This window comes from Streptomyces sp. TLI_171 (genome assembly GCF_003610255.1).
Classification (GTDB): Bacteria; Actinomycetota; Actinomycetes; order Streptomycetales; family Streptomycetaceae; genus Kitasatospora.
In genome coordinates, this window is the sequence record NZ_RAPS01000001.1 from 3,545,754 (window position 1) to 3,561,098 (window position 15,345).

At 73.2% G+C, this 15,345-nt stretch carries 11 protein-coding genes; 7 read left to right on the top strand and 4 right to left on the bottom strand.

Annotation, left to right across the window (positions count from 1 at the left end; translation table 11 throughout):
• Positions 1-6: 6 nt before the first annotated feature.
• The gene (gene ssd / locus BX266_RS16195; protein ID WP_099900542.1) at positions 7-1,107 is read right to left on the bottom strand and encodes a septum site-determining protein Ssd; all 1,101 of its coding nucleotides are present in this window, start codon (positions 1,105-1,107) and stop codon (positions 7-9) included.
• Between the two features lie 567 nt (positions 1,108-1,674).
• Here ssd and BX266_RS16200 point away from each other — a divergent pair.
• Positions 1,675-2,544 carry an HAD family phosphatase gene (locus BX266_RS16200; protein WP_259464719.1) on the top strand — a complete coding sequence of 290 codons (870 nt, stop codon included), beginning with the start codon at positions 1,675-1,677 and terminating at the stop codon, positions 2,542-2,544.
• 469 nt (positions 2,545-3,013) lie between these two features.
• Here the strand turns inward: BX266_RS16200 and BX266_RS16205 are convergent, their stop codons facing one another.
• Complete coding sequence (locus tag BX266_RS16205; protein WP_099900544.1) at positions 3,014-3,895, bottom strand: oxidoreductase; 882 nt, start codon at positions 3,893-3,895, stop codon at positions 3,014-3,016.
• 224 nt (positions 3,896-4,119) lie between these two features.
• On the opposite strand from BX266_RS16205, the gene BX266_RS16210 reads away from it, so the two are divergent.
• Entirely contained in the window at positions 4,120-5,106 is a 987-nt protein-coding gene (locus BX266_RS16210; protein WP_099900546.1) for an ATP-binding protein, read from the top strand.
• Between the two features lie 345 nt (positions 5,107-5,451).
• Complete coding sequence (locus tag BX266_RS16215; protein ID WP_099900548.1) at positions 5,452-7,779, top strand: SulP family inorganic anion transporter; 2,328 nt, start codon at positions 5,452-5,454, stop codon at positions 7,777-7,779.
• Positions 7,780-7,832: 53 nt separating this feature from the next.
• Here the strand turns inward: BX266_RS16215 and BX266_RS16220 are convergent, their stop codons facing one another.
• Positions 7,833-8,342 carry a hypothetical protein gene (locus tag BX266_RS16220; RefSeq protein WP_099900549.1) on the bottom strand — a complete coding sequence of 170 codons (510 nt, stop codon included), beginning with the start codon at positions 8,340-8,342 and terminating at the stop codon, positions 7,833-7,835.
• Between the two features lie 310 nt (positions 8,343-8,652).
• Between BX266_RS16220 and acs the strand changes: the two genes are divergently transcribed.
• Positions 8,653-10,608, top strand: a complete 1,956-nt coding sequence (gene acs, locus BX266_RS16225) for an acetate--CoA ligase (RefSeq protein WP_099900551.1) — start codon at positions 8,653-8,655, stop codon at positions 10,606-10,608.
• A 73-nt stretch (positions 10,609-10,681) separates the two neighbouring features.
• Here the strand turns inward: acs and BX266_RS16230 are convergent, their stop codons facing one another.
• The gene (locus BX266_RS16230; RefSeq protein WP_180290507.1) at positions 10,682-11,830 is read right to left on the bottom strand and encodes a serine hydrolase; all 1,149 of its coding nucleotides are present in this window, start codon (positions 11,828-11,830) and stop codon (positions 10,682-10,684) included.
• Positions 11,831-12,104: 274 nt separating this feature from the next.
• Between BX266_RS16230 and nhaA the strand changes: the two genes are divergently transcribed.
• The 3 genes from nhaA (at position 12,105) to BX266_RS16245 (ending at position 15,046) form a co-directional block, all read left to right on the top strand.
• Entirely contained in the window at positions 12,105-13,397 is a 1,293-nt protein-coding gene (gene nhaA / locus BX266_RS16235; RefSeq protein ID WP_099900555.1) for a Na+/H+ antiporter NhaA, read from the top strand.
• A 126-nt stretch (positions 13,398-13,523) separates the two neighbouring features.
• Positions 13,524-14,000 carry a phage holin family protein gene (locus tag BX266_RS16240; RefSeq protein WP_099900556.1) on the top strand — a complete coding sequence of 159 codons (477 nt, stop codon included), beginning with the start codon at positions 13,524-13,526 and terminating at the stop codon, positions 13,998-14,000.
• 77 nt (positions 14,001-14,077) lie between these two features.
• The gene (locus BX266_RS16245) at positions 14,078-15,046 is read left to right on the top strand and encodes an alpha/beta fold hydrolase (RefSeq protein WP_399169772.1); all 969 of its coding nucleotides are present in this window, start codon (positions 14,078-14,080) and stop codon (positions 15,044-15,046) included.
• Positions 15,047-15,345 lie beyond the last annotated feature (299 nt).

Below are 15,345 nucleotides of genomic sequence, written 5' to 3' on the forward strand. Positions count from 1 at the left end.
TCCTCCTCAGGCCGCCACGACGGGCGGCATCGCTTCGGTCAGGAATCGGCCGCAGAACCGGGCCAGCGGCCCGCGCTCCCGCAGCCCGGGCGGGGCGCCGCGTTCGACGTCCAGGGCCAGGCCGGGCTCGGGGACGAGTTCGCCGGCCAGCCGCAGTTGCAGGCCGCGGGCCACGTCGGCGGCGGTGAGCCCGGCCGGGCCGGGGGTGCGGACCACCGCCCGCAGGTCGGTCAGCCGCATCCGCACGGCGGCGGCGACCCGGTCCGCGGCGGCCATGGCGCGCAGTTCGGCGGGCACCACCAGCAGGGCGGTGTCGGCCTGTTCGAGCGCCTGGGCGGCTGCGGCGTCGAGGTGTCTGGGCAGGTCGAGGACGACCAGCCCGCCGCGTCTGCGGGCCGCCGCCAGCACGCTGCGCATCGCCTCGGCGGGGATGGCCAGGGTGTCCGACCTGTCCCAGGACAGGGCGCTGAGCCGGTGCGGCTCGGGTAGCGCCTTGGCCAGTTCGGCGCCGCTGATCCGGCCGCGGGAGGGCGCGAGGTCGGGCCAGCGCAGGCCGCCGGCCTGTTCGGCGCCGAGCAGCACGTCCAGTCCGCCGCCGAGCGGGTCGCCGTCGATCAGCATCGTCCGGTGCCCGGCCCGGGCCGCGCAGACGGCGAGGGCGCAGGCCAGGGTGGAGGCCCCGGCGCCGCCGCGACCGCCGAGCACGGCGACGGTGAGCGCGGGCGGCCCGACGCCCTCGGTGGCGTCGGCGATCCGGTCGAGCAGCCAGGACTGCGCGTCGGGCAGGAAGAGCACGTGCTCCGCGCCGAGGCGGACGGCGCGCACCCAGATCTCCCCGTCGTCGAGGTCGAGGCCGAGCAGCAGCACGCCGGGTCGGCGGGCCAGGCCGGCGCACTGCTCGGCGAGGTCGTCGCCGACCAGCACCAGCGGTGCGCCCTCCCACAGCCGGGCGGGCGGCGGGGCGGCGCCGAGCAGCCGTGGTTCGGCTCCGGCGGCGGCGCACAGGCGGGTGAGCTGTTCGGCAAGCGCCTCGTCGCCGGTGAGGATCAGCGGCCCGGGCGAGGGCCCGGGCGCGGCGGCGTGCGGGTCGGTGACGGAAGCGGACAAAGCGGGCCTCCCGTGGTGCGGGAACGGTCTGACGGCGCGTCGGACGCGGTGACCCCGAGGGGCCCCGCCGGGCGGCGCGAACACCACGGTGGAGGACGGCGCGGAATGCGTCGGCCGAGTTCGCAATGCCTGTGGATAACCCCGCCCTGTGGATAACCGGGCTCACTCGGACGGGGGCTAAAGCGGCTCGGAATTGACGCATCGGGTATGCCGATATGACACTCGGACAACTACGCTGCGTAACAGAAACTTGGGGTGCGAAGAACCCTCGACAGCGACTCGCGAGCCGCTGGAGCTGCCCCCCGAACCTCCGGCCCCACCACTCCCCAGAGGCTCAACTGCCCCGGAAAATGGGCCCGGACATGCGACGACCCCCGCCGGGGGGGAGAGCGGGGGTCGTCTATCCACGGCCCGGCTCGGGGGGGAGGAGCCGGACCGGGTTAGCACGGTCGCGCGAACGATCCGTGACTTCCATGGTGTACCCGACCGGCCAGAAACACAAACCCGCACGCCCGCGGGTCCACCGAATGGCCGCCTGTTTTGCTCGCCCCTCTATCCTCGGTTCCCGTGGACACCACCGAGAACGCCGACTTCGCCGACCGCGGTGCCGACTCCGCCGGGCCGAACCCCGGCGCGCCGCGGACCGCCGCCTTCTTCGACCTGGACAAGACGATCATCGCCAAGTCCAGCGCACTGGCCTTCAGCCGCCCGTTCTACCAGGGCGGCCTGATCAACCGCCGCTCGGTGGTGAAGAGCGCCTACGCCCAGTTCGTCTTCCTGGTCGGCGGTGCGGACCACGACCAGATGGAGAAGATGCGGGCCTACCTGTCGGCGCTCACCCGCGGCTGGAACGTCCAGCAGGTGCGGGAGATCGTCGCGGAGACCCTGCACGGCATGATCGACCCGATCATCTACGACGAGGCCGCCTCCCTGATCGAGCAGCACCACGCCGCCGGGCGGGACGTGGTGATCGTCAGCAGCTCGGGCTCCGAGGTGGTCGAGCCGATCGGCCAACTGCTGGGCGCGGACCACGTGATCGCCACCCGGCTGCACGTCGAGGACGGCCGCTACACCGGCGAGATCGAGTACTACGCGTACGCCGAGAACAAGGCCGCCGCGATCCGCGAGCTGGCCGCGCGCGAGGGCTACGACCTCGCCAACTGCCATGCGTACAGCGACTCCTCGACCGACCTGCCGATGCTGGAGACGGTCGGCCACCCGGCCGCGGTGAACCCGGACCGGGCGCTGCGCAAGGAGGCGGTGGCCCGCGACTGGCCGGTGCTGGTGTTCAGCCGGCCGGTCGAACTGACCCGCAGGCTCCCGGAGTTCCGCGCGCCGAGCCGGTCGGTGCTGGCCGCGGTGGCGGTCGGCGCGGCGGTGCTGACGGCCGGGGTGCTCTGGTACAGCGCGCGGCGGCGGCGCCCGACTGCGGCCTGAGCGGCCCGCCGGCCGGCCCCTGACGGTCCCGACCGCGGCCCGGCCGGGCCGACCGCGGGCGGCCGACGGTTCGCCAAATCGGACAAACAGCGACGCAAAACGGCAAATGCCCTGTTTTCGGGTTCCTCTTTCGCCCGATCTGAGGTAGAAATGGGGTACGGCCCGCGAGACCCGGTAAGGACCCCAAGAGGTCGAACCGACAACGCAGTTAAGGCCCCACGGACCGATGTACGGACAGCTGGGCACCCACATGCAGCCGACCCGCTGACGGGCCGCCGCACCAGGCGAACGGGCACAGGACCCCGCCTGATGGGCAAGAGAACGGTGCATGCACTGGTAACCCGGCCTCCGTGCCAGCGGCGGCGCCCGGAAGACCCGGGCGTCGCCGCAACTGTTGTGCCGGACGGTCGAGTTCGCACCGGCGGTCGAGTTCGGACCGGCGGTCGGCCTCGGACCGGTGCGGCCGGGTTCAGACCATGCCGCGCTGCATCGCCTCGCACACCGCGGTGCTCTCGCGGACGCCGAGGCCGAGCCCGGCGGCGCAGTGGGTCAGCCAGCGGGCCATGCCCTCGGGGGTGCCCTCCAGGTAGCCCAGCAGGGCCTGCCGGTAGGCGGCGGTGCCGAGTTCGGCGAGGCCGACCTCGGCGGGGCAGATCGCCTTCGGGTCGAGGCCCTCGGCGGTCAGCACGATCCGCTGGGCGGCCCGGGCGACCAGGCCGTTGTGGGTGCCGAACGGGCGCAGCGCGAGCAGTTCGCCGTGCACGACGGCCGCGACCACCAGGGCGGGTGCACCGCCGGTGGGGCGTTCGGTGCGGGCGGCCAGCAGTCCGGCGAGCTGGTCGAGCCGGGCGGTGACCTCGGCGGGCGGGGGCGGCGGCGGGAGTTCGCCGGGGACGCCCTCGGGCGCCGTCCCCTCGGTGGCGGCGATCTCCAGCGGGAACAGCGGGGCGGCGTCCTCGCCGGCGTGGCGCGGCCGGCCCGCGGCGGGGTCGGCGTCGCCGACGGCCAGCAGGTGGAGCCGGGCCAGCACCTGGAGCGGGGAGGTGCGCCAGACGCTGAGCAGCTGGCCGGCCTCGGCGGAGATCCGTAGGGCCGCGCCGACCGTCCGGGACTCGGGGTCGGCGCCGAAGTCGGTGCGGCGGCGGACCTCCTCCAGCGGCCAGTCGGCGCCCTCCAGAGCGGCGGAGGCGCGGGCGCCGCGCAGTGCGGACTCGGAGGTCACCTCGCCCGCCCGGCGGCGCATCACACGGTGCCCGTAGAGGCGGTCGACGTTCTTGCGCACCTCGGCGACGGCCTCGGGCACCCCGGCCAGCTGGGCCAGCGGGGCGAGCGGGTCAGTTCCTGTAGTCACCTACCCGAGGGTAATGAATCCACCGGGCGGCCGGGAGGCAACCCCCGGGTCACCCTTTCGTGGCAATCCGCTGTTCCCTCATGTGCGACACCACAAACCCCCGCTAGCATGTGCACTAATCGGTGACGATAACGGTTTCCAACAAGCGTCCACCGCGGCAGCACAGCCACCGCGACCGTGCGGCAGCGCGCGGCGAACAGAGCCAGAGAGTCGGAGACTCAGAGATGAAGATCGCCTTCGTCGGCAAGGGCGGCAGCGGCAAGACGACCCTGTCCGCCCTGTTCATCCGCCACCTGGCCGCTGCCGGGCACCCGGTGGTCGCGGTCGACGCCGACATCAACCAACACCTCGGCCCCGCCCTCGGCCTGACGGACGGCCAGGCCGCCGCCCTCCCCTCGCTCGGCGCCCACCTGCCGGAGATCAAGGAGTACCTGCGCGGCGGCAACCCGCTGATCCGGTCCGCCGAGGAGATGATCAAGACCACGCCGCCCGGGTCCGGCTCCCGGCTGCTGCGGATCGTCGAGGAGAACCCGGTGTACGCGGCCTGCGCCCGCCCGATCGCGCTGGACGAGGGCTCGGTGCGGCTGATGGCGACCGGCGCGTTCACCGAGGAGGACCTCGGAGTGGCCTGCTACCACTCCAAGGTCGGCGCGGTGGAGCTGCTGCTCAACCACCTGCTGGACGGGCCGGACGAGTACCTGGTGACCGACATGACGGCCGGCTCCGACTCCTTCGCCTCCGGCCTGTTCACCCGCTTCGACCTGACCTTCCTGGTCGCCGAACCCACCCGCAAGGGCGTCTCGGTGTACCGCCAGTACAAGGAGTACGCCCAGGACTTCGACGTCCACCTGCGGGTGATCGGCAACAAGGTGCAGAGCCGGGACGACCTGGACTTCCTGCGCCGCGAGGTCGGCGAGGACCTGTACACCTGCTTCGGTCAGTCCGGCTGGGTGCGCCGGCTGGAGCGCGGGGACGAGCCGCCGCTGCGCGAGCTGGAGCCCGCCAACCGGGAGGTGCTGGCCCGGCTGAAGACCGCCGCCGACACCGCGGCCGAGCTGCGCGACCCGCGCCGGTACAGCGCCCAGGCCGTCCGATTCCACCTGCGCAACGCGGAGAGCTGGGGCAACGCCAAGGTCGGCATCGACCTGGCCACCCAGGTGGACCCGGGCTTCGTGCTGGGCGGCGAAGCCGCCAGGACCGCCGGGGTCTGAGCCCGCCACCCCCGAGGGGGCCGGTCCCCCACCGCGGCGGACCGGCCCCCTCGGGCGTTCCCGCAGGCATTCCGGGCGGTTCGGGTGCCACACGATGTGGTGAATCGCCCTATTTGCGCTTCCGCTCGACGTGCACGCTGTGCAAAGGTCTCATTACTCTCGGTTTACCAATTCTTGAACCTGGTCGCCGCAGGCCGTCTCGCCGCGCGGCCATGGCGCGCACCACCGGCCGCCCACCGATCGGCCGCCCCGCCACACCCGCTGCGACCCACGACAGCCGATCCGACCTGGCACTACCGCCGGACCTGACTGCGTTCGTTCCCCCGGAAGAAGACGGGCAACACCATGACCCTCGACGTCTCCAGCGCACCCATCGCCTCCGACACCACCGACCACGCGCCGCCGGCCCCGGCCGGCACCGGCCGGGGCCGCACCCTGCTGGTGCACGACCTGCCGGCCTCGCTCGCGGTGTTCCTGATCGCCGTGCCGTTCTCGCTCGGCATCGCCCTCGCCACCGGCGCCCCGCTGACGGCCGGCCTGGTGGCCGCCGCCGTCGGCGGCCTGGTCGCCGGTGTCCTCGGCGGCACCCACCTGCAGGTCAGCGGTCCGTCCGCGGCCCTCACCGTGGTCACCGCCGGGGTGATCGCCCAGTACGGCTGGCAGACCGCCTGCCTGGTGACGGTCGCCGCCGGCCTGCTGCAACTGCTGCTCGGCTCGCTGCGGGTGGCCCGCGCCGCGCTCGCCGTCTCGCCCGCCGTCGTGCACGGCATGCTGGCCGGCGTCGGCGTCACCATCGCGATCGCCCAACTGCACGTCATCCTCGGCGGCACCCCGCACAGTTCGGCGCTGGCCGACCTGCGCGCGCTGCCCGGCGAGCTGGCCGGCCCGCACCCGCCGGCCCTGCTGGTGGGCCTGCTGGCGCTCACCGTGCTGTACGGCTGGCCCCGGCTCGGCCGGCTGCCCGGTGCGGCGGGCCGGCTCGGCGCCCGGCTGGCCCGGCTGCCCGCCGCGCTGGTGGCGGTGGCCACCGCCACCGGTGTCTCGCTGATCGCCGAACTGCGGCTGGCCCGGGTCGAGCTCCCGGTCTGGGAGCACCACCAGTTCTTCTCGATGCCCGCCCCCGGCGCCCTGTCGAGCCACTGGGCGGCGCTGCTCGGCCTGGTCCTGACCGTCACCGCGGTGGCCGGCGTCGAGTCGCTGCTCTCCTCGGTCGCCGTCGACCGGATGACCCGTCGGTCCGGCGACCTGAACCGCGAGCTGCGCGCCCAGGGCGCGTCCAACGTCTTCTCCGGCCTGCTCGGCGGCCTCCCGGTGGCCGGCGGCGCCGTCCGCTCCACCGCGAACGTGCAGGCCGGCGCGGCCACCCGGATGTCCGCCGTGCTGCACGGCTGCTGGGTGCTGGTCGCCGCGCTCGCACTGACCGCCGGGCTGCGCCGGATCCCGCTGGCGGCGCTGGCCGCGCTGGTGCTGGTGGTCGGGGTGCAGATGGTCAGCTTCGCGCACATCCGCCGGGTGCACCGGCACCGCGAGTTCCCGGTCTACCTGGCGACGGTGCTCGGCGTGGTCCTGCTCGGCGTCCCGGTCGGGGTGCTGCTCGGCGGCGCCGTCGCCGTCCTGCTCGCCCTCTACCGGCTGACCCGCGCCCACGTCGACGTGCTCGCCGAGGCGGACGGCTCCTGCACCGTCCGCACCCACGGCCCGCTCACCTTCGCCGCCGTCCCCAAGCTGACCAGGGCGCTCGCCCGGATTCCGGCCGGTGCCCGGGTGACGGTCCGCCACGACGGGTCCTTCCTCGACCACGCCGCGTTCGAGGCGCTGCACGCCTGGCGCTCCGGCCACCAGGCCACCGGCGCGCAGGTCGCGCTGCTGACGGACCGCCGGTCGCAGGAGGTGCTCGACCCCGACGGCACCGTCCGCGCGGGCAGCTCCCCCGGCCCGCACCGATGCCGGGCCTGGACGCCCTGGGTCGGCCACCACTGCATCGAGCAGAACGACGACGATCCGCACGTCCGCCTGCTCGACGGCGTCCGCGGCTTCCAGCAGCACACCGCCCCGCTGGTGCGCCACGAGCTCGCCCGGCTGGCCCGGGACGGCCAGACCCCCTCGCAGCTCTTCCTCACCTGCGCGGACTCCCGGATGGTCACCAGCATGATCACCAGCTCCGGCCCCGGCGACCTGTTCACCGTCCGCAACGTGGGCAACCTGGTGCCCGCGCCCTACGAGCCCGGCGCCGCCGACGACTCGGTGGCCGCCGCCGTCCAGTACGCGGTGGAGGTCCTGGAGGTCGGCTCGATCACGGTCTGCGGGCACTCCGGCTGCGGCGCGATGAAGGCGCTGCTGGACGGGCTCACCGAGGAGTCCGGGCCGCCCAGTCCGCTGGCCCGCTGGCTGCGCAACGGCCGCGGCTCGCTGGCCCGCCTGCGCCGCGCCCCCGCCGAGTTCGAGGGCCGCGCCGCGGCGGACGTGGTCGAGCAGCTCTGCATCACCAACGTGGTGCAGCAACTCGACCAGCTGATGGCCAACCCGGCGGTGGAACGGCGCGTCACGGACGGGTCGCTGCGCCTGGTCGGGATGTACTTCGACTTCGCCACGGCCCAGGCCTACGTGATGGACCCCGTCACCGGGCGTTTCGCCGCGGTCCACGCGGAGGCCCAGCAGGAGCTGGCCGCGTAAGCAGTCGCCCGATCGGGGGCGCGTGGGGCATCCCGCGCGCCCCTGACGGCTGCTCAGCTGCTCAGCAGCTTGGCCAGATCGGCCGGGGTGACGTAGCCGGGCCAGCGGTGGTCGTCGAAGAGGTGGACGCCGGCGTCCTGGTAGCACTGGTCGACCAGCTGGGAGCAGATCATGTGCTTGCTGGTGGCGACGTAGTTGCGGAGCAGGGGGCCCGCCGGGAGGTGGATGCGGGCGGCGGCGAGGGCGAGGTAGTCGGCGAGGCTGTAGGGGGTGCCGACGTAGCGGTGGGCGGCGGCGGTGATCGCGGTGCGCTGCTCCTCGGTGAGCGGGATGCGGCCGGTGGACCAGAGCACGGGACGGCCGTCGTAGACGCTGAGCGGGCGGAGTTCCGCGCCGCCGGGCTGGGCCTCGACGAGTTGGCCGTCGCCGACGTGGACGAAGGCGTGCTCGTAGTCGGCGAACCCGTCGCCGTTGAGGAACTGGCCGATCCGGATCAGCCGTCCGGTGCGGCCGCCCATCCGGACGACGGCGAAGTCCCCGGGGAGGGGTGGGGTCGTGGTCATGGGGGTACCCCCGCACGGTTGCGTTCAGTGATGGGTCGTGCACTGGCAGTGGAGTACCGGGGTGGGGTGACGTCAAGCCGCTGCGCGGGATTGACCGGAGCGGGGGACGGGAAGGCCCGGGGAGGACCGGCGAGCGCGCGGAGGCGGCGTCCACCTGGGACGGAGCCCGAAGGCGGTCAAAGGTCTACACCAATTTTCCGGCAGCTCTTGTCAACACGGCTGTTGGCCTGGTGAGCTGTGCGCTGGGACACACGGGACAATCCCACCGCACGGGGTTCCCCGGTATTTGAGACTCGATGAGGAGTGCGCGTTGAGCAACGAGAGCCTGGCCAATCTGCTCAAGGAGGAGCGGCGTTTCGCCCCGCCCGCGGAGCTCGCCGCCTCCGCCAACGTCACCGCCGACGCCTACGCGCAGGCCTCCGAGGACCGGCTGGCCTTCTGGGCCGAGCAGGCCCGTCGGCTGAGCTGGGCGGTCGAGCCCACCGAGACCCTGGACTGGTCGAACCCGCCGTTCGCGAAGTGGTTCGCCGACGGCAAGCTCAACGTCGCGTACAACTGCGTGGACCGCCACGTCGAGGCCGGCAACGGCGACCGGGTCGCCATCCACTTCGAGGGCGAGCCGGGCGACAGCCGGGCCATCACCTACGCGGAGCTGAAGGACGAGGTCTCCAAGGCCGCCAACGCGCTGCAGGCGCTGGGCGTCGCCAAGGGCGACCGGGTCGCGGTCTACCTGCCGATGATCCCCGAGGCCGTCGTCGCGATGCTGGCCTGCGCCCGGATCGGCGCCGCCCACTCGGTGGTCTTCGGCGGCTTCTCGGCCGACGCGGTGGCCTCCCGGATCGAGGACGCCGACGCCAAGGTGGTGATCACCGCCGACGGCGGCTACCGCCGCGGCAAGCCGTCCGCGCTGAAGCCGGCCATCGACGAGGCGCTGACCAAGGTCGACGGTGTGGAGAAGGTCCTGGTCGTCCGCCGCACCGGCGAGGAGGTGGCCTGGACCGAGGGCCGCGACGTCTGGTGGCACGAGCTGGTCGAGGCGCAGTCGACCGAGCACGCCCCCGAGGCGCACGACGCCGAGCAGCCGCTGTTCATCCTGTACACCTCGGGCACCACCGGTAAGCCGAAGGGCATCCTGCACACCTCGGGCGGCTACCTCACCCAGGCCAGCTACACCCACCACGCGGTGTTCGACCTGAAGCCGGAGACCGACGTCTACTGGTGCACCGCCGACATCGGCTGGGTCACCGGCCACTCGTACATCACCTACGGCCCGCTCTCCAACGGCGCCACCCAGGTGATCTACGAGGGCACCCCGGACACCCCCCACCAGGGCCGGTTCTGGGAGATCATCCAGAAGTACGGCGTGACCATCCTCTACACGGCGCCCACCGCGATCCGCACCTTCATGAAGTGGGGCGACGACATCCCGGCGCAGTTCGACCTGTCGAGCCTGCGCGTCCTGGGCTCGGTCGGCGAGCCGATCAACCCCGAAGCGTGGGTCTGGTACCGGGAGCACATCGGCGCGGGCAGGACCCCGATCGTCGACACCTGGTGGCAGACCGAGACCGGCGCGATGATGATCAGCCCGCTGCCGGGCGTCACCGAGACCAAGCCGGGCTCGGCCCAGCGCGCGCTACCGGGCATCTCCGCCACCGTGGTGGACGACGAGGCCCGCGAGGTGCCGAACGGCTCCGGCGGTTACCTGGTGCTGACCGAGCCGTGGCCGTCGATGCTCCGCACCATCTGGGGCGACGACCAGCGCTACATCGACACCTACTGGTCGCGCTTCGAGGGCCGCTACTTCGCCGGCGACGGCGCCAAGAAGGACGAGGACGGCGACATCTGGCTGCTCGGCCGGGTGGACGACGTGATGCTGGTGTCCGGCCACAACATCTCCACCACCGAGGTCGAGTCGGCGCTGGTCGGCCACCCGGCGGTGGCCGAGTCGGCGGTGGTCGGCGCGACCGACGCCACCACCGGCCAGGCGATCGTGGCCTTCGTGATCCTGCGCGGCACCGCCGCCGAGACCCCGGAGCTGATCGCCGACCTGCGCAACCACGTGGGCAGGACGCTCGGCCCGATCGCCAAGCCGAAGCAGATCAAGGTGGTCTCCGAGCTGCCGAAGACCCGCTCCGGCAAGATCATGCGCCGCCTGCTGCGCGACATCGCCGAGGGCCGCGAGGTGGGCGACACCACCACGCTGGCCGACTCCTCGGTGATGAACCTGATCCAGTCCCAGCTGCCGGCCGCCGGCTCCGAGGGCTGATCAGCCGTCAGGCACGAGGCAGGGCCCGCTCCGCGTCACGCGGAGCGGGCCCTGCCCGTTCTGCTGCCGCCGGTCACACCGCCAGGGCGCGCAGCGTGTCGTACGCGGTCTGGGCGAACCTGCGCCGCCCGGTGGCGAGCGGCCCGGCCAGGGCGACCAGGCCGGTCTGCGAGGACCGGTCGAAGCCGACGAAGGCCGTGCAGCGCCCGGTGGAGCCGGTGTGGAACACCACCTCGCCCGGGTCGGGACCGTCGCCGACCGGTCGGTGGTTCCAGCTCAGGCAGACCCGCTGGCCGAACCCGCGCCGGGCGACCCGGGGCAGGCACACCTCGCGCAGTGCGGTCCGCAGGCTGGCGGCCGCGCCGGTCCGTTCCGGGATCGGCACGGCGTCCACCGCGAGGTGGGCCTGCAGGTAGCGCAGCATGTCGTCGACGGTGGAGCGGAGCGCCGCCGCGCCGGGCAGGGCGGGGGTCTTGAACGAGGGGATCCAGCGGCCGCGCCGGTAGCCGGTGGTCTCGTCGCGCCCGGTGCCGCAGGAGGTGTCGATCAGCCCGAGCGGCTCGCAGACCCGGCCGGCCAGCAGTTCCTGGTAGCGCTGTCCGGCGGCGCGTTCCAGCACCAGGCCGAGCAGTCCGGCGCCGAGGCTGGAGTACCTGACCCGGGTGCCGGGGGTTCCGCGCACGGGGGTGCGGGGCAGCGCGCGCAGCAGGTGGGCGGCGCTGAACGTGGCGTACGGGCTGGTGAACCAGCGGGGCACGGCGGCGGGGGTGAGGCCGACCGGCAGCCGGGGCAGTCCGGAGGTGTGGGTGGCCAGGTGCAGCAGGGTGATCGGGCGCTCGTGCGGGTAGCCGGGCAGGGCCTCGGCGGGCAGGTAGCGGTCGATCGGGTCGTCGTAGCCGACCTCGCCGCGGGCGACCATGTCGGCGAGCAGCAGACCGGTGAAGGTCTTGGTCACCGAGCCGAGTTCGAAGCGGGTGTCGGCGCGGACCGGGCGTTCGCCGGCCCGGTCGGCGTAGCCGCGGCAGGCGACGGTGCGTTCGTCGCCGCGGATCACGGCGAGGGCCAGCCCGCCGTCGGGGGCGGCGGTGGCGAACAGCGGGCGCAGCAGGTGCTCCAGGTCCGGGTCGGCTAACGGGGGCTGGGCGGTGCCGGCGCCCTCGACTCCTCCCGTTCGGGGTCCCACGGCCTGGACCGGTATGGGTTCGACTTCCTGACTGGGCATGAGCTCCTCCATGACGCGACGGGCCACCCGGTGGCGGCCCGCTTCTGCCGCCGACGTTAGGAACCCGAAGGGTCGTCCGCATCCGGCCGAACCCATCCGGGTCAGCGCGCCGCAGGGCTCGCCCCGAACACCCATAAAGTGGGACGAACCGCATGCCTGCTTGTCACGCGCCGTAGGATGCAAAGGAAGCATCAAGATCCTCAGGCGCGCCGGGAAGTCTGGTCGGCACCGCACCACCCGTGTGTCCGCATGCCGCCCGCCTCAGGAGGTCCCCGTGACCAACCCGTCCGACGACCGCCGCCAGTTCCTCGGCCTGCTGTCGCTGCCCGAGCGCCGTTTCCTCACCGACGCGCTGCGGGCCGAGACGGTCGGCGGGGTGCTGCTGCTGGTCGCCGCGGCGTGCGCGCTGGTGTGGGCGAACGTCTGGCCGCACGGGTACGAGACGGTGCGGGACTACACCTTCGGGCCGGGTTCGCCGCTGCACCTGGACCTGTCGGTGGAGGCGTGGGCGCAGGACGGGCTGCTGACGATCTTCTTCTTCGTGGCGGGCATCGAGCTGAAGCGGGAGTTCGTGGCCGGGGAGCTGCGGACGCCGAGCGCGGCGCTGCTCCCGGTGGTGGCGGCGGTGTGCGGCGTGGTGCTGCCGGCGGTGCTGTTCGTGACGGTCAACCTGGCGGCCCCGGACGGGCATCCGACGGGGTGGGCGATCCCGACGGCGACCGACATCGCCTTCGCGCTGGGCGTGCTGGCGGTGGTGGGCAGTCACCTGCCGTCCGCGCTGCGGGCGTTCCTGCTGACCCTGGCGGTGGTCGACGACCTGATCGCCATCCTGATCATCGCGGTGTTCTTCTCCTCGGGGATCGAGTTCTGGGCGCTGGGGGCGGCGCTGGCGGGGCTGGCGCTGTTCTGGTTCCTGCACCGGCGCGGGGTGCACGGCTGGTGGCTGTTCGTGCCGCTGGCGGTGCTGAACTGGGCGCTGATGCACGAGAGCGGCGTGCACGCGACGGTGGCGGGCGTGGCGATGGGCCTGATGCTGCGCTGCCACCGGGAGGAGGGCGAGGAGCAGTCCCCCGGCGAGCACATCGAGCACCTGGTGCGGCCGCTGTCCGCGGGGTTCGCGGTGCCGGTGTTCGCGCTGTTCGCGGCGGGCGTGCCGGTGTCCGGCAAGGTGCTGGGCGAGGTGTTCACCGAGGCGGCGCCGCTGGGCATCGTGATCGGCCTGCTGGTCGGCAAGTCGGTGGGCATCTTCGGCGGCACCTGGCTGGCCGCCCGCCACACCCGGGCGACCCTGAACCCGCAGCTGACCTGGTCGGACATGTTCGCGCTGGCCACCGTGGCGGGCATCGGCTTCACGGTGTCGCTGCTGATCAGCGATCTGGCGTTCCCGGACGACGAGCACCTGGCGGAGCTGTGCAAGGAGGCCGTCCTGGTGGGCTCGCTGGCCTGCGCGGTGGTCGGCACCCTGCTGCTGAAGCGCCGCAACCGGTACTACCGGCGGCTGTACGACGAGGAGAACCGCGACGAGGACGGCGACGGCATCCCCGATGTGTACCAACAGCAGGGGTGACACGCCGTCGGCCGGGTACCCGGAGTGGTGCCCGACTCGCCGGTAAGGGCATGATGCTGAGCTGACACGCACGTGCATGACGCACCCTCAGAACGTTCCACCCAGCCCGTGAAAGGGAGACCGCCGATGGCCGCAGGAGCCGCACACCCGAACGGCGACGGCCGGATTCCGCACGAGGGCGAGCGGACCATCGGCGAACTGTTCGCCGACGCCTCCGCCGAGCTCTCCAGCCTGGTGCACGACGAGATCGCCCTCGCCAAGGCGGAGATCAAGGCGGACGTGGTGCGCGGCGGCATCGGCACCGCCGCCGGCACGGTGGCCGGGGTGGTGGCGCTGGCGTCGATCCCGATGTTCTCGTTCGCCTTCGCCTGGGGCCTGCAGGCGCTGGGCATCACCACCGGCTGGTCGTTCGCCATCGTCGGCGGCGCGTACGTGCTGATCGCGGCGCTGCTGGCGTTCCTGATGATCCGGTACTTCAAGAAGATCCGGAAGCCGGAGCGCACCATCGCGGGCGCCCAGGCCACCGCCCAGGTGCTGAAGAACGCCAAGCCGCGGCCGGCCACCAAGGAGGAGATCGACCGGGCACTGGGGCGCATCCAGTGACCACCGGCCGGTAACGGTTGCGTCCGGGCGCGAGTGCCGGGCACGTGCGGACGGCGAGGGTATGACAGGCTGCGGATATGTCGTTGGACCAGAAGCCCGTGGATGAGCCCGCTCCCGTCCCCGCCGCGCCCGCCGTCGAGGAGCCGTGGAGCGTCCGCTCGGCCGGGCCGTGGACGCACCGCGACCTGGCGGCGAACGGTGCGCGGTTCCACATCGCCGAGCTGGGCGAGGGCCCGCTGGTGCTGCTGGTGCACGGCTGGCCGGAGTACTGGTGGGCGTGGCGGCACCAGCTGACGGCGCTCGCCGAGGCGGGCTTCCGGGCGGTGGCGCTGGACCTGCGCGGGATGGGCGGCTCGGACCGCACCCCGCGCGGCTACGACCCGGGCAACCTGGCGCTGGACATCACCGGGGTGATCCGTTCGCTCGGCGAGCGCCAGGCGCACCTGGTCGGGCACGCCACCGGCGGCACGCTGGCCTGGGTGGCGGCGGTGATGCGCCCGTCGGTGATCCGCAGTCTGACGGTGGTGTCGGCGGCGCACCCGCGGCACCTGCGCCGGGCGCTGCTGACGGACCGTCGGCAGATCGCCGCGTTCGACCACGTGCTGGGCTTCCAGCGGCCGTGGATCCCGGAGCGGCAGCTGGTCGCGGAGGACGGCGCGCTGGTCGGCGAGTACCTGCGGGCCTGGACGGGGCCGAACATGCTGCCCGCGGACGCGGTGGCCTCGTACCGCAAGGCGATCCAGGTGCCGAGCACCGCGCACTGCTCGATCGAGCCGTACCGCTGGCTGCTGCGGTCGATGGCGCGGCCGGACGGCATCCAGTTCGCGCGCCGGATGAAGAAGCAGATCACCGCGCCGGTGCTGCACGTGCAGGGCGCCGCGGACCCGGTGCTGCTGTCGCGCACCGCGCTGGGGGCGGGCGAGTACGTGGCCGCGCCGTACCGGTGGCGGCTGCTGCCGGGGGTCGGGCACTTCCCGCACGAGGAGGTTCCGGAGGAGTTCACCTCGGAGCTGATCGGGTGGGTCCGGCAGCACAAGGAGCAGTGAGCGGCGGCCCGTCAACCTCCGCCCACTCCCCCGGAGTTACTGGCGTTCATATGACAAGCGCATAGGCCAGTCGCCGGGGTCGAACGCGGTTACTCCGGGCGGCCCAGGGGAATCCATCCGGTATGACCTGGATGCCCGATCGAGAAGCCCAGCCGCGCCGGAGCCGCCGTGGCAGCAGCAGCTCGCAACCGCACGTTCCGCAGCCGGAGTGGCCCTACGAGCCGTCCGAGCGGACGCCACGCAGCGCGGGGTACCGCCTCGGCATTCCGAAGATCATCGGACGGCGCGCCCGCTGGGTC